This is a genomic window from Streptomyces sp. M-16 (genome assembly GCF_052114405.1).
GTDB lineage: Bacteria > Actinomycetota > Actinomycetes > Streptomycetales > Streptomycetaceae > Streptomyces.
The window spans coordinates 79,581-93,229 of record NZ_JBFRER010000016.1 but is presented as its reverse complement, the minus strand read 5'-3'; the positions used below and the strand labels follow the sequence as shown (position 1 = coordinate 93,229).

General features: G+C 72.8%; 15 protein-coding genes. 2 read left to right on the top strand and 13 right to left on the bottom strand.

Features of this window, described 5'->3' with window-relative positions:
• Positions 1–168: 168 nt before the first annotated feature.
• The 4 genes from cyaB to AB4039_RS10545 all read right to left on the bottom strand — a co-directional run bounded on the left by cyaB (position 169) and on the right by AB4039_RS10545 (position 4,969).
• Positions 169–726 carry a class IV adenylate cyclase gene (gene cyaB, locus AB4039_RS10560; RefSeq protein ID WP_442270554.1) on the bottom strand — a complete coding sequence of 186 codons (558 nt, stop codon included), beginning with the start codon at positions 724–726 and terminating at the stop codon, positions 169–171.
• 99 nt (positions 727–825) lie between these two features.
• Complete coding sequence (locus AB4039_RS10555; RefSeq protein ID WP_442270553.1) at positions 826–2,169, bottom strand: hypothetical protein; 1,344 nt, start codon at positions 2,167–2,169, stop codon at positions 826–828.
• A gap of 968 nt (positions 2,170–3,137) precedes the next feature.
• Positions 3,138–4,028, bottom strand: coding sequence for a polysaccharide deacetylase family protein (locus AB4039_RS10550; protein ID WP_266841182.1), 891 nt, complete (start codon positions 4,026–4,028; stop codon positions 3,138–3,140).
• Positions 4,028–4,969 carry a polysaccharide deacetylase family protein gene (locus AB4039_RS10545; RefSeq protein WP_442270552.1) on the bottom strand — a complete coding sequence of 314 codons (942 nt, stop codon included), beginning with the start codon at positions 4,967–4,969 and terminating at the stop codon, positions 4,028–4,030. The genes AB4039_RS10550 and AB4039_RS10545 overlap by 1 nt, the downstream gene beginning before the upstream one ends.
• A 90-nt stretch (positions 4,970–5,059) precedes the next feature.
• Between AB4039_RS10545 and AB4039_RS10540 the strand changes: the two genes are divergently transcribed.
• Positions 5,060–6,244 carry a THUMP-like domain-containing protein gene (locus tag AB4039_RS10540; RefSeq protein WP_266841181.1) on the top strand — a complete coding sequence of 395 codons (1,185 nt, stop codon included), beginning with the start codon at positions 5,060–5,062 and terminating at the stop codon, positions 6,242–6,244.
• On the opposite strand, the gene AB4039_RS10535 is transcribed toward AB4039_RS10540, so the two are convergent.
• From AB4039_RS10535 to tsaB, 5 genes are read right to left on the bottom strand one after another with little or no spacing between them, the layout of a single operon-like run.
• Complete coding sequence (locus AB4039_RS10535; RefSeq protein ID WP_442270551.1) at positions 6,241–6,903, bottom strand: hypothetical protein; 663 nt, start codon at positions 6,901–6,903, stop codon at positions 6,241–6,243. The two genes, AB4039_RS10540 and AB4039_RS10535, sit on opposite strands and share 4 nt — an antisense overlap.
• Positions 6,904–6,950: 47 nt before the next feature.
• On the bottom strand, positions 6,951–7,223 hold the full coding sequence (locus AB4039_RS10530) for a hypothetical protein (protein ID WP_266841179.1): 273 nt from the start codon (positions 7,221–7,223) through the stop codon (positions 6,951–6,953).
• Positions 7,220–8,377 carry a tRNA (adenosine(37)-N6)-threonylcarbamoyltransferase complex transferase subunit TsaD gene (tsaD, locus tag AB4039_RS10525; protein ID WP_442270550.1) on the bottom strand — a complete coding sequence of 386 codons (1,158 nt, stop codon included), beginning with the start codon at positions 8,375–8,377 and terminating at the stop codon, positions 7,220–7,222. The genes AB4039_RS10530 and tsaD overlap by 4 nt, the downstream gene beginning before the upstream one ends.
• Positions 8,370–8,906, bottom strand: coding sequence for a ribosomal protein S18-alanine N-acetyltransferase (gene rimI, locus AB4039_RS10520; protein WP_266841177.1), 537 nt, complete (start codon positions 8,904–8,906; stop codon positions 8,370–8,372). The genes tsaD and rimI overlap by 8 nt, the downstream gene beginning before the upstream one ends.
• The gene (gene tsaB, locus AB4039_RS10515) at positions 8,903–9,565 is read right to left on the bottom strand and encodes a tRNA (adenosine(37)-N6)-threonylcarbamoyltransferase complex dimerization subunit type 1 TsaB (protein ID WP_266841175.1); all 663 of its coding nucleotides are present in this window, start codon (positions 9,563–9,565) and stop codon (positions 8,903–8,905) included. The genes rimI and tsaB overlap by 4 nt, the downstream gene beginning before the upstream one ends.
• 136 nt (positions 9,566–9,701) lie before the next feature.
• Here tsaB and AB4039_RS10510 point away from each other — a divergent pair, with 136 nt between their 5' ends.
• Entirely contained in the window at positions 9,702–10,259 is a 558-nt protein-coding gene (locus AB4039_RS10510) for a hypothetical protein (RefSeq protein WP_266841174.1), read from the top strand.
• Between the two features lie 54 nt (positions 10,260–10,313).
• On the opposite strand, the gene AB4039_RS10505 is transcribed toward AB4039_RS10510, so the two are convergent.
• The 4 genes from AB4039_RS10505 to alr all read right to left on the bottom strand — a co-directional run bounded on the left by AB4039_RS10505 (position 10,314) and on the right by alr (position 13,607).
• Entirely contained in the window at positions 10,314–10,499 is a 186-nt protein-coding gene (locus AB4039_RS10505; protein WP_266841172.1) for a hypothetical protein, read from the bottom strand.
• A gap of 252 nt (positions 10,500–10,751) precedes the next feature.
• Complete coding sequence (tsaE, locus tag AB4039_RS10500) at positions 10,752–11,315, bottom strand: tRNA (adenosine(37)-N6)-threonylcarbamoyltransferase complex ATPase subunit type 1 TsaE (protein WP_442270549.1); 564 nt, start codon at positions 11,313–11,315, stop codon at positions 10,752–10,754.
• Positions 11,272–12,453, bottom strand: a complete 1,182-nt coding sequence (locus AB4039_RS10495) for an alpha/beta fold hydrolase (protein WP_442270548.1) — start codon at positions 12,451–12,453, stop codon at positions 11,272–11,274. Before AB4039_RS10495 ends, tsaE begins: the two co-directional genes overlap by 44 nt.
• A gap of 17 nt (positions 12,454–12,470) precedes the next feature.
• Complete coding sequence (gene alr / locus AB4039_RS10490) at positions 12,471–13,607, bottom strand: alanine racemase (protein ID WP_266841169.1); 1,137 nt, start codon at positions 13,605–13,607, stop codon at positions 12,471–12,473.
• Between the last annotated feature and the right edge of the window lie 42 nt (positions 13,608–13,649).

Below are 13,649 nucleotides of genomic sequence, written 5' to 3'. Positions count from 1 at the left end.
AAACGGCGACCAGATCGTCCTGCGGCGCACCCCGCCGCACCAGATCGCTACGCGCTCCCCATCTCTCAGCGTCCGACGGCCGTCTTGGGCTGATACCCGCACGAAAGGACGACCACAAGGCTCTGGGGAGCCGACGGGCGCGCCAGATCGCTACGCGCTCCTCACATCTCAGCGTGTGCGGGTCGTCCTGACGGCTGCGGTGTACTGCTCTCGGGTGAGGTCTTCGGGGCCGATGCCGAGCTCGGAGAAGACGTCGCGGAGGTCGTGGAGGGCTGCGGGCAGGTCCTTCTCTTCGACCAGGGTCTCCAGTTCCAGGAAGGTCCCTTCGAGCTCCGGGACGCGGACCAGTGTGGCCAGCATCTGTCGGCCGCACGCCTCGAAGGAGTAGTTCCGGCAGTGCTTCTCGAAGGCGACGGTGGGCAGGTAGCCGAGACCGCGCAGCATCGCGTGGACGGCCCCTGCGTCTTCCACCCGGGTCTCGTGTTCCGGCTTGGAGCCCGACTCCTCGTCGACGCGGGCGCCCTTGTGGGTGAGGACGGTCCGGGTCCCGTCCGGACCGTGCACGGTCCTCACGCGAAGCTCTTGGTCCTGGCTCTCCAGGTCGCCGCTCGCCGTGTCGTAGTAGGTGTCGCGGTACACCTCGGTCCGGCCCTCGGCCCGGTCGTCCAGGGCAGCGAGCACCTGGTGCGGTGCGTGGACACGTGCCTTCAGCTCCGCCTCGATCATTCCCGCGCCCCTTCCTGTGGGGGCGGCCCCACGGTCTTCAGATCGTTGTGGGAGGGAGCCTGGGCAGGAATGTCCGGCCTCAGGCCCCCTCGGGGCGTTTCAGCCCTTGAGCGTGCCGACGAGCTGAGCGCGTTCGCGCAGGTCTCGGACTGCGCGGACGGTGTTGTAGGAGCGGAGCCTCAGGTTCATTACCTCGAAGTGCTCGTCACCGCGCGCAGAGGACAGCACCTCGTACTCGTCCAGGAAACGGCCCCACGACTCGCACGCGGCCTCCACGTGGCCGATCGACAGCTGCCGCTGGGCGAGGAGCCCGTAGGCGTGGAGGCGGCCCTGCCGCTCGTTCGCGGGCTGCACCCGGATCGATTCGCGCAGTGTCCGGACCGACCCCGGCACGTCCTTGGTCTCGTTCTGCACGTGGGCCACGTGGAAGAGGTACGCGGTCCGGTCGTAGCCGCCGACCGACTCCCTGCGGTCGTCAGCCCGGGCGAGTGCGTCCTCCGCTTCCCTGAGCCGGGCGAAGGCCTGGCGTTTGTCACCCACCATCGCCGCTCCGTGCGCCTGCTGTCCGCGCAGGAACGCGACGAGCCGCGGGCCGGCCACGGGTGCCGCTTCAGCCGCCGAATCGGCGAGTTCGAGGGCACGTCGGCCGTACCCGAGATTGGAGGCTTGGAGGGACATGCCGCGCAGGGTGCGGCAGTACGTGACGTGCTCCTCCGCCTCCCCCGCGAGCTTGAGGGCGGACACGTAGTAGTCCTGCCCGAGGCGGTGCTGTCGCTCGTACATCGCCATCCACCCCGTGAGGTACACGAGGTCGGAGGCGGCTGCCAGCATGCTCCGCCGTACCGGGGCGGCCGCTTCGGCCTTCAGCCACGGTCCGACCGTGTTCACGAGGAAGGCCGCCGCCATCGGCCGGGCGTGACCGGCGCCCAGCTCGTCGAGGATGTCCGCGATCCGGTCCGTCATCACCTCCACGGCGCCCACCTGCGCCTGCCCCACCCGGGTCGTCGCCTTGCCCGGCCTTATCGGCTCAGGGCTGTCCGCCCGGGCCAGGCTCGGGAACAGGGGGATGGCGAGTGCCGCGGAGAAGACGCCTACGGCGATCACACGACGTCGCGATGGATCCATGTCGGCCCTTCCGAGGTCTACGAGGTCCCGCACCGTGTCCGCGCCCGCCGGTCCGTCCGGCGGCGCGAGACCGGCTTCGGCATAGGTGACCGGCCGCGCGAGTTTCCGCTCGAACGCCTCGATGATCAGCGCCCTGACCTGCGGCCGAGGCTGGTGGCCCGCCACCCACTGGGAGACGGCGGGCTGCCCGTATGTGAGAGCGAATCCGGCTTCGGCCCCGATGCGATTGACGATCGAGGCGAACTGGCTTCTTGACCACCCGGCCTGTTCAAGGAGCGTCGACAGGCCGGTGTTTGGTGTACGTGAGCGTTGCGCCATGAGCAACTCCCGACAGGTGCATGGCTTGCATGCTTCTCCGAGTCTCCAACGGTACTCGCGGAGGGGGTGCGCGCGGTTACCTCTTCACACCAAGCAGTGACCGAGCGGAAGTTGGCCGACTGCCGCCGATTCAGGGAGTACCCATGACCAGCCGGACCATCCACCGCTACGCCCATTGCGTCGGCACCCTTGAGGAGCCCTCCGATGGCTGAGGGGTACGGATACCTGTCCCATCGGCTCCTGGGCCGCCGTGTTCGCGATATCGCGTCCGGTACCGAGGGCGAGCTGATGGCCGTGGTCAACGAGAACGTCTCGGACAGCGGAGCCGAGCGGTGGGTGCACCTGCTCCCCAGAGCCTTGTGGTCGTCCTTTCGTGCGGGTATCAGCCCAAGACGGCCGTCGGACGCTGAGAGATGGGGAGCGCGTAGCGATCTGGTGCGGCGGGGTGCGCCGCAGGACGATCTGGTCGCCGTTTCGTGCGGGTAAGCCGCTCCCGGCGCGGAAAGAGCGCGGAGCGGGCCCGTCGCTTGGGTGTGCCARGGCGCGGGTGGGCCGGCGCTTCGCTGATGCGGCCGTTCCTGTTGCCCGTCCCCCGTGACCGTTCCTTTGGGGGCTTCCCGGCAGTCTTTGGCATTCCGGGACGKGCCGGTCGGTCAAGGGTGGCCGAAGGCCATCGCGAAGCGACGCGACGAAGGAGCGCCCTTGAGGGACCGGCACGGCGCGGAAGGACAGTGAGACTGGCGGGAAGCCCCCRGCCCCGCTCTGATCCGGGCCGGCCGGGTCCCGCCGCCCCCGGGGCCCCTGGCTGGGTCCCTGTTCCGCCAGCGTGAGGGGCCTGCCGGTTCCCGCTCGCCCCTGTGGTCCCGCCGTCKGCGCGAGCGCGAGCGCCACCGCCCCGCGCCCGGGAGGCGGGTGGGCAGGCGCCGGGAACGGGGCGGGGGCGAGGGGGAAAGCCGGCCCGCGCCCCGTTATACGTAGTCCTCCAGGCGGGCGATCTTGTAGCCCTGCTGTTGGATGTGCTGGAGCATGCGGGTGGTCATCTGGGTTTCCGTCGTGCCCTTGAGTTCCGACGGGCCACGGAAGTGGGCCAGGATGATGTCGCCCGGCTTGAAGGCGGAGCCTTCGCTGTACTGGAAGTCGTTGATCTGCATCGACTCACGCCACAGGAAGACCGAGGAGATCCCGCACTCGGAGGCTGCCTTGAGGGTGTCGTCGTTGTAGTTGCCGTACGGCGGCCGGAAGGCGGTCGGCCGCTTGCCGAAGCGCTTCTCCAGGCGGTCCTGCTGCCCGCAGATCTCCTTCTTCTGCGCCGCGAAGGGCAGCGTGCGCAGGTTCGGGTGGGTCAGCGTGTGGTTGTTGATCGTGCTGCCCGAGCCGTTGTCGCGGAGCTTCTCGAAGTACGAGTAGTCCGCCGACGCGATGTTGTCGGTCAGGAACATGCTGATCGGCAGCTTCAGATCGGCCGCCATCTTCAGGAACTCGGGGTCCTTCTCGGCGCCGTCGTCGAAGGTCAGGAAGACGACCTTGTCCGTCGCCGGGACGGGTATTCGGTCCAGGACGACCGGCTTCCCCGGTGCGGCCTTGGGGAGTTGGGGCTTCTGCGTGGGCTTGGGGGCGTACTGGAGGGGGACGGTCAGACCCCACTTCTTGTACGCCTCGTCCGCCGGCGTCCCCGCCGACGCGGAGGCCCCGGGGGCCGCGGAGGGCCGCGCCGACGGGGAGGCCGAGGCCGTCCCCGTCTCCGTGGCGGTCTTGCGGCCCAGTCTCTCGATGGGATCCACGCTGTTCCCGCACCCCGTCAGGGACAGCGCGAGCGCGCCGGCCGTCAGCGTCCCGGCTACCAACCGGCGCGCGTACATCAAAGGTAATCCTCCAAGCGGGCCACGGCGTACCCCTTGTCCGTGACGGTCTTCATGACATGACGGATCATGTCAGGCATCGTGCCCTTCCAGTCCTCCCGGCCCCGGAAGTGGGTCAGGATGATGTCACCGGGGTGGAGGTCCCTGTCCCATTCGCGGTAGTCCATCCGGTTCACGAAGGCCTCCGCGTTCCACAGCGGTACCGCCTTGATGCCGCAGGACTTGGCCGCGCGCAGCGTGTCCTGGTTGTAGTTGCCGTACGGCGGCCGGAAGAGGGTCGGGCGCTTGCCGAACTGCTTCTGGATGGTGTCCTGTTGGCCGCAGATCTCCTCGCGCTGCTTCTCGTAGGAGAGCGCGGGCATGTAGCGGTGGTTCAGGGTGTGGTTGTTCAGGGTGACGCCCGCGTCCTGCATCCCCTTGAAGTAGGGGTAGTTGTCGCGGACGAGGTAGTCGCTGAGGAACGCCGTGTACGGGATCTTCAGCTCCTGCATCATCTTGACGAACTCGGGGTCCTTCTCCGCGCCGTCGTCGATGGTCAGGAAGACGACCTTGTCCTCCGTCGGGATGGTGGTGAAGACGGGCGGGAGTTCGTCCTGGTCCTCGACCTCGAAGCCCTCCCGGGTGGTGATCTCGGGCTTCACCTTCGGGGCGGCCGGGGCCATGAGGGGCGTCTTGAGCAGGCCCCACTTCTTCGCGGCGGCGATCCGGGCCTGCTGGGCGGCCTTGAGCTGCTCGGCGGAGTTGGCGAGGGCGCCCGCCGCTCCGGGGCCCGCTTCGCCGGCCTTGGTCTTGGCCGGCGCCTCCCGGTCCGCGGCCCCGCAGCCCGTGCCCAGGGCGGCGACGAGCAGCGCGGCCACCGCCACCCCGTACCGGCCGCGCGGGCGGGCCGCGGACCGGTGACCATACTGCGCAGTATTTCCCTTTTGTCGTACTAGCTGCATAGCAGCGGATCCTTACACCGCGCACCGCCCCTCGGCAGCCGACACCACGGCCGGAGGCCGCCCTTCCCCCGGCTGGCCGACAATGGGACGGTGACCCCCGAAGACTTCGCCGCGCTCCTCACCCCCGAGGGCCGCGCGCTCCTCGACTCCCTCCGTGACTACGACCCCGGCCAGGAGCTCGCCGTCGCCACCCGGCTGCGCCGCGAGCACCCGGCCCCGCTGGTGTCGGCTGCGCTCGGGCAGGCCCGGCTGCGGCAGCGGGCGGTGGCGAAGTTCGGGGCCGAGGACGCGTTCCGGATGTACTTCACGCCCGGCGGCGGCGAGATGGCCACCCGCGCGTCGGTGGCCTCGTACCGCGCCGGGCGGCTCGCGGCGCTGGGCGTACGGAGCGTCGCGGACCTGTGCTGCGGGATCGGCGGGGACGCCCTGGCGCTGGCCCGGCTCGGGATCCGGGTGCTGGCGGTGGACCTCGACCCGCTGACGGTGGCCGTCGCCCGGGCCAACGCCGAGGCGCTGGGGCTGGCGGACCTGATCGAGGTGCGCGAGGCGGACGTGACGGAGGTGGACGTGTCCTCGTACGAGGCCGTCTTCATCGACCCCGCCCGGCGCGGCGGGCGCGGCCGGATCTTCGACCCGGAGTCGTACTCGCCCCCGCTGTCCTGGGCCGTGGAGACCGCCCGGGGCGCGAAGCACGCCGCCATCAAGATCGCCCCCGGGATCCCGCACGAGGCGGTCCCGGCGGAGGCCGAGGCCGAGTGGATCTCCGACCACGGGGACGTGAAGGAGGCCGTCCTGTGGTTCGGCACCGCCCCGGGCACGGTCCGCGCCACCCTGCTGCCCGGGCCCCGCGAGCTGCTGACCGCCGATCCGCTGCCGGATCCGGAGGCCGGTCCGGTGGGCCGCTACCTCTACGAGCCCGACGGGGCCGTGATCCGCGCGCACCTCGTCGCCGAGGTGGCCGCGGAGCTGGACGGCCGGCTCATCGACCCGACCATCGCCTACGTCACCGCCGACGAGCTGCGCCCGACGCCGTACGCGACCGCGTACGAGATCACGGACGTACTGCCCTTCGGCCTGAAGAAACTGAAGGCGCTGCTGCGCGAGCGCGGGGTCGGGATCCTGACCGTGAAGAAGCGCGGCTCGGCGATCGAACCGGAGGAGCTCCGCAAGAAGGTGAAGCCGCAGGGGCCGAACTCGGCGACGGTCTTCCTCACCCGGGTGGGCGGCGCTCCGTCGATGCTGATCGGATCACCGGCCGGCCAGGGGACGGTCTAACCCGCCACGTCCGACAGGACCGGCCCGCGCCGGGCGGCCACCGCCGGGGCGGGGCGGCCGGCGCGGCCCGCCCAGCGGCGGTGGGTGACCGCCTTGGCGGCGCCCAGCAGCCCGGTGATCCACAGGATCATGCCGAGCCCCACGAAGCCGACGACCTCCCCGTACCCCGTCGCACCGGGCCGCGCCCCGGCCGCCGCCGCGAAGGCGGTCCAGAGCCCGCAGGCGCCCAGGGCCAGGGAGGCGGCCAGCCACACCAGGCTCCGTACCGGTGCCCGCAGCGCGGGGTCGACGACGGGCTCCCGGCCGGCCTCGATCCAGCCGCACAGCAGCTCGTGCTCGCGCCGCTCCCGCCGGGCACCCCGGACGAACCAGATCCCGGCGGGCACCAGCACACCCACCGCGGTCGCGACGAAGACGGCCCCGAACAGGGACTCCACGGGGTCCGCGGCCTCGAAGGAGGTCACGGCCAGGCCGACGAAGGCCCAGCCGAGCGCGAAGGCCGCCGCCACCGCCCAGAGCAGGGCCAGCCGCCCCGGGCCCAGGCCGCGCCGGCTCAGGTCGGCGAGGAAGCGCGCGCGGTCGGCCCGTACGACGGTCTCGTCCAGCCACTCGCGCAGGTGCGCGGGCGGCGGCGGGGGCGGGAGCTCACGGCTAGGCATGCGCACGACCGTAGACCCGGCCGCTCCAGCCCCGCTCGACGCACGCCTCAGCCGCCGCTGACCTCGACCGACTCGAACCGCCAGCGGTGTACGGCGCGGGTGATCAGGTCCGCGGCCGGCTCGGGCAGTTCGGGCAGCTCCGCGGCGACCCCCTCGGGCGCCTCCCACCAGGTGATGACGAGGACCCGGTCCTGGGCGGCCCGCAGGATCTCGCGGCGCACCGGTTCCCGGGCCAGGACCTGGGCGCGGGCCCACTCCAGCAGCTCGTTGCCGCGGCCGGTGGCGGCCCGCGCCTCCCACATCAGGGCGACGGTGCTCACGAGTACAGGTTGTCCTTGCTCAGCTCGTGCACGTGGTCGTGATCGTGGCCGTGGGCGTGGGCGTGGGCGCGGCCGTGACCGTCGCCCTCGCCGTCGCCCCCGACGTGCCCGTTGCCGGGCACGTGCGGGTCCGTCACCGGCAGGGAGGAGTCGGCGGACAGGTCCCAGTCGGAGGCCGGCCGGTTCCGCTTGACCATCTCCGCGCCCAGCGCCGCGACCATCGCGCCGTTGTCCGTGCACAGCTTCGGCCGTGGCACCCGCAGGATGATCCCGGCGTCGTCGCAGCGCTCCTGGGCGAGCGAGCGCAGCCGCGAGTTGGCGGCCACGCCGCCGCCGATCATCAGGTGGTCCACGCCCTCGTCCTTGCACGCGCGGATCGCCTTGCGCGTCAGCACGTCCACCACGGCCTCCTGGAAGGACGCCGCGACGTCGCGCACCGGGACCTCCTCGCCCGCCTTGCGCTTGGCCTCGATCCAGCGGGCCACCGCCGTCTTGAGGCCGGAGAAGGAGAAGTCGTACGCCGCGTCGCGCGGCCCCGTCAGCCCGCGCGGGAAGTTGATCGCCTTGGGGTCGCCCTCGCGCGCGAGCCGGTCGATGACCGGACCGCCGGGGAAGCCCAGCTGGAGCACCCGGGCGATCTTGTCGAAGGCCTCGCCCGCCGCGTCGTCGATGGTCGCGCCGAGCGGCCGGACGTCACTGGTGATGTCGGGGGCGAGCAGCAGCGAGGAGTGCCCGCCGGACACCAGCAGGGCCATGGTCGGCTCCGGCAGCGGCCCGTGTTCCAGCTGGTCGACGCAGATGTGCGAGGCCAGGTGGTTGACCCCGTAGAGCGGCTTGCCCAGCGCGTACGCGTACGCCTTCGCCGCCGAGACGCCCACCAGGAGCGCCCCCGCGAGGCCCGGACCGGCCGTGACGGCGATGCCGTCGAGGTCGCGGGCGCTGACCCCGGCCTCCTTCAGGGCGCGTTCGATGGTCGGGACCATCGCCTCCAGGTGGGCCCGGGAGGCCACCTCGGGCACGACCCCGCCGAAGCGGGCGTGCTCGTCGACGCTCGACGCGATCGCGTCCGCGAGCAGGGTGGTGCCGCGGACGACGCCGACGCCGGTCTCGTCGCAAGAGGTCTCGATGCCGAGGACGAGCGGTTCGTCAGCCATGGGTCTCACTGCTCTCAGGGTGCTCAGGTTGCTCAGGGTCGGTCTTCGTCTGTGCGGGGTCGGTCAGGCGCATCACGAGCGCGTCGACGTTGCCCGGCTGGTAGTAGCCGCGCCGGAATCCGATCGGCTCGAAGCCGAAGCGTTCGTAGAGCCGCTGGGCGCGGGTGTTGTCCACCCGGACCTCCAGCAGCACCTCGGCGCACTCGAAATCGGTGGCGGCGCGCAGCAGCTCGGTCAGCAGCCGGGCGCCGAGTCCGGTGCCCCACTGGTCGCGGGCGGCCGCGATGGTCTGTACGTCGCCCAGGTCTCCGGCGGCGGCGAGCCCCGCGTAGCCGACGACGCGGCCGTCGGCCGGGTCTTCGGCGACGACGTAGCGGCGGGTGGCCCGCGGTCCGCGCGCGTGGGTGAGCTCGGACCAGAACATCCCGGCGGACCAGGCGTCATCGGGGAACAGCTCGTGCTCCAGCTCCAGCACCGGCTCGATGTCCCACCAGCGCATCTCCCGGAGCACCGCGGTCACGGCCGTCACTGCGGGGTGACCACCTTGTAGTTCTTGGGGACCTGCGCGTCGGGCCGGCGCAGGTAGAGGGGGGTCGGCGGCAGGAACGTCCCGCCCTGCGCGAGCCGCTCCGCCGCGAGGCCCGCCAGGGCGGCCGCCGACTGGTGTACGGGGCCGCGCGCGTCGGTGAACACCTCGGGGTAGAGCTGCGCGCCCTGGCCGACGGCCGGCAGGCCCGCCACGCGCTCGGCGATGTCGGCGGGGCGGTCGACGGCGGGCTCGCCGGTCCGGGTGCGCGGGTCCTCGTAGCGCGCCCAGTAGACCTCCTTGCGCCGCGCGTCGGTGGCGACGGTGAAGGGGCCTTCGACCCCGGCGGCGCCGGCGGCGTAGGCGAGCCCGTCGAGGGTGCACAGGCCGTGCACGGGGACGCCGAGGACGGAGGCGAAGGTGGAGGCGGTGACCAGGCCGACGCGCAGTCCCGTGTAGGGGCCGGGGCCGACGCCCACGACGATGCCGGTGACGGCTTCGAGCTTCACCCCGGCCTCGGCGAGGACGGCGTCGACGGAGGGGAGCAGGAGTTCCCCGTGGCGCCGGGCGTCGACCTGGTTCGACTCGGCGAGGACGGCCTCCCCGTCGTGCAGGGCGACGGTGACGGCGGGCGTGGCGGTATCTACGGCAAGCAAGAGCACGCGAACAGCCTACGACTCCCGGCCCCCGGGGCCTTGCGGCCGGTCACGGCGGAGCCCGGCTGCTACCTTTCGACCGGGGATACGACCGGGGGCCCGCTCCCGGGTCGACGGCGCAGGCGCAAAGAGGTGGAGCAAGGTGGCACGCAGCAGCTCGGGAATCGTGGCCGGGCTCACCGTCGCGGCGCTCGCCGCGATCGGCTTCCTCGGCTGGCAGGCCTCGGCGACCGCTCCGGCGCACCCCGTGAAGGCGGCTCCGCAGGCCCCCGCCGCGCATCAGGACCAGCCCCCGGCCAAGCAGGACCCGGCGAAGCCCGCCGCGGTGCCCGCCGATTCCGGCACCGGGATGCGGGTCGTGTACTCGGTGTCCCAGAAGCGGGTGTGGCTGGTCGCGGAGGACGGCCGGGACCCCAAGTCGTTCGCGGTGACGCCGAGCACGGTGCACCCGGCGCCCGGCAGCTACGCGGTCGGCTCGCGCTCGGGCACGGTCACGGGCACGGACGGGGTGGCGATCGAGCACGTCGTCCGGTTCGCCAGCACGGACGGCATCGCGATCGGCTTCAGCGCGCGCGTGGACGGCTCGATGCCGGCGCCGGACCCCGCGAAGAAGACCGGCGGCATCCGGATGACCCGCGCCGACGGTGACGCGATGTGGGCGTTCGCGACGATCAGCTCCAAGGTCGTCGTCGTTCCCTGACGCCGCGCACCACGCCCCGCCCACCCCGCCGCGGGATTCACCCGAACGAGGTCTTCAGGCCGCTTCCGACTCCGGGGCGGCCTGTGGTGCGTGCGGGTCGGCGGGGGCCGTCCCGCCCTGCGGTGCGGGATCCCGGTCCGCCCTCCCGGGCGGCGTCGACACCGCCGTGGCGGCCGCGCCCGCCGCGAGCAGGGCCCGCATGGACACGACGGGCGCTCGCTCTGCTCCTGCTGCCGACATGGCTGCCTCCTGAGACCCCGGGACGCTGCACTTAGGTAGACCTAACCAGCGCTCGGTACCATGTCATCACGCGGCCCCACACCTGCGCAATATCTTCCCGACGGCCTGTCGGTACGTTCCGGGGCACGGCCGGCCCGCGGGAGCGGGCCGGGAGCGCGTACGGCGCGGGCGGGAGGACGTACGGCGCGGACGTACGGCGCGGGCGGAGGGCGTAACGGCGCCGCGCCCGGCGTCCGGCCGCCCCGGTGATGCCTACCGTCCGGCCGCCCCGGTGAGTTCCGCGAGCTCCGCACCGGACCAGCGCGCCCCGACGCCGCGCAGCGCGACCTCGCGCACGTCGTCCAGGACCTCCTCGTGGCCCACGGCGCGGCCGATCACCACGTGGAGCCGGTCGTCGGAGAGCTCCTCCACCTTGCCGTCGCCCCACTCCACGACGATCACGGACTCGGGCAGCGAGACGTCGAGGTCCAGGTCCTCCATCTCGTCCAGCCCGCCGCCGAGGCGATACGCGTCCACGTGCACGAGCGGGGGCCCGTCGCCCAGGGACGGGTGCACCCGGGCGATCACGAAGGTCGGCGAGGTCACGGCCCCGCGCACGCCCAGCCCCTCCCCCAGGCCGCGGGTCAGGGTGGTCTTGCCCGCGCCGAGCTCCCCGGTCAGCAGGACGAGGTCGCCGGGGCGCAGCAGCCCCGCGATCCGGCGGCCCAGCTCCTGCATGGAGGCGGGCGAGTCGACGGTGACGATGGTTTCGGCGGCGGCCTCGGCCAGGGCCTCAGCCGCCGGGCTGCGCGGTGCTTCCCGCGGTACTTCTTCCATGCGCCCCAACGTTAGTCGGTGCGGGGACGGCTCCGGTCCGCGCCAGGAGGTCGGTCAGCAGCCCGGTCACGATGTCCGGGCGCTCCAGCATCATCAGGTGCCCGGTGTTCTCCAGCACGACCAGGTCGGCCGCCGGCAGCGCCTCCTTGATCGACACGCTGTGCTCGGCCGGGATGATCATGTCCCGGTCCCCGGCGATGACGGTGACCGGGATGTCCGCGAACCGCTGGAGGGCGGCGGTCTTGTCGTGGGCCTGGAAGGCCGGGTAGAACTCGGCGACCACGTCGATCGGGGTCGCCTCGATCAGCCGCTCGGCGAAGCGGGCGACGCCCGGATCCACGTCACGGGAGCCGAACGAGTACAGCTTGATCATCCCGGCGAAGAGGTCGGCGGTGGCCCGGCGGCCCTTCTCCACCAGCTCCACCTGGGAGCCGAGCGCCCTGAGCACGCCGGGCAGGATCCTGCGCACCGCGCCCTGGCCCACGGAGGGCAGCCCGTACGTCACCTGGTCGAGCCGCCCGCTGGAGGTGCCCACCAGGGCCACCCCGATCACCCGGTCGCGCACCAGCTCCGGGAACTGTTCGGCGAGGGCCATGACGGTCATCCCGCCCATGGAGTGGCCGACGAGGACCAGCGGGCCCTCGGGCGCGGTGGCGTCGATGACGGCCTTGAGGTCGCGGCCGAGCTGGTCGATGGTCACCGGCTCGCCGTCGGCCTGGGCCAGGCCCCGGGCGCTGCGGCCGTGGCTGCGCTGGTCCCAGTAGACGGCCCGGACGACTCCGCGCAGCGCGGCGCGCTGGAAGTGCCAGGAGTCCTGGCCGAGGCAGTAGCCGTGGCAGAAGACGACGGTGGTCCCGGCGGCCGGGGACGAGCGGCGCAGACGGCGCTTCTTGCCGGGGGGCGCGGGCGGCAGTTCGTCGGTCTCGTGGTAGAGCTCCGTGCCGTCCTCGGCCCGGCAGACGCCCTCGGTCCCGCGCAGGGAGCCGTAGTCCCCGGCGGCGTCGAGCGCCAGGCGGGCCTTCATGCGGATGCCGCGTCCCACGGTGATCCTTTCGACCGCGACACCGGCCGCGGCGCCCGCCGCTATGACACCGATGGCGGCGCCGGCCCAGCCGGCCTTGCGCCAGTTTTCGCTCACGACGTCGCCGTCCTCACTCAGCCGCCCAGGTACACCCGGGGCACCCGACCTCCGATACGGGTGACGATCTCATACGCGATCGTGTGTGCCGCTTGAGCCCAGTCCTCGGCGGTGGGTTCGCCGCGTTCCGCGTCGCCGAAGACGACGGCCTCGTCGCCGACGCGGGCGAGGTCCTCGCCGAGGTCGACGACGAACTGGTCCATGGCGATCCGGCCGGCGGCCCGCCGGATCCGGCCGCCGACGAGCACCGGCCCGCGGCCGGAGGCGCTGCGCGGCAGGCCGTCCGCGTAACCGGCGGGGACCAGCGCGAGGTGGGTCTCGGACCCGGTGACGTAGTGGTGGCCGTAGCTCACCCCGTGCCCGGCGGGGACGGACTTGACCAGGGCGAGCGAGGCCTTGAGCCGCATGGCGGGGCGCAGGCCGAGCTGGGCGGGGGTGCCGAGCTCGGGGGCTGGCGAGACGCCGTAGACGGCCAGGCCGGTGCGGACGAGGTCGTAGTGGCTCTCGGGGAGGGTGAGGGTCGCGGGCGAGTTGGCGATGTGCCGGACCTCGGGCTCGACCCCCTCCTTCTCCGCGTAGGCGAGCATGTCGCGGAAGGCGTCGAGCTGCGGCCGGATGGAGGGGTGACCGGGCTCGTCGGCGCAGGCGAAGTGCGACCAGACGCCGGTGACCCGGACGGTTCCCTCCGCCTGCGCGGCGACGGCCGCGCCGACGAGCTCCGCCCAGTCGGCGGGCTGGCAGCCGTTGCGGCCGAGGCCGGTGTCGGCCTTGAGCTGGATCCTGGCGGTGCGGCCGGCCGCGCGGGCGGCCCCCCGCACCTCGTCCAGGGCCCACAGGCCGCTGACCGACACGTCGATGTCGGCCTCGATGGCCTCCCGCCAGGGCCCGCCGGGGGTCCAGAGCCAGCACATGACGCGCCCCTCGATGCCGGCGGCGCGCAGGGCGAGCGCCTCCTCGGGGGTGGCGGTACCGAGCCAGGTGGCGCCGGCCTCCTGGGCGGCACGGGCGCAGGGGACGGCCCCGTGCCCGTAGGCGTTCGCCTTGACGACGGCCATGAGCTGGGCCCGGGGCGCCCGCGCGCGCAGGGCGCGCACGTTCTCCCGTACTGCGTCAAGATCGATCTCGGCGTACACGCGCGTCGGTGTCTCGTTCATCGCCCACAGTCTCTCAGAACCCCCGCCCCGCCTCGGCTCTAC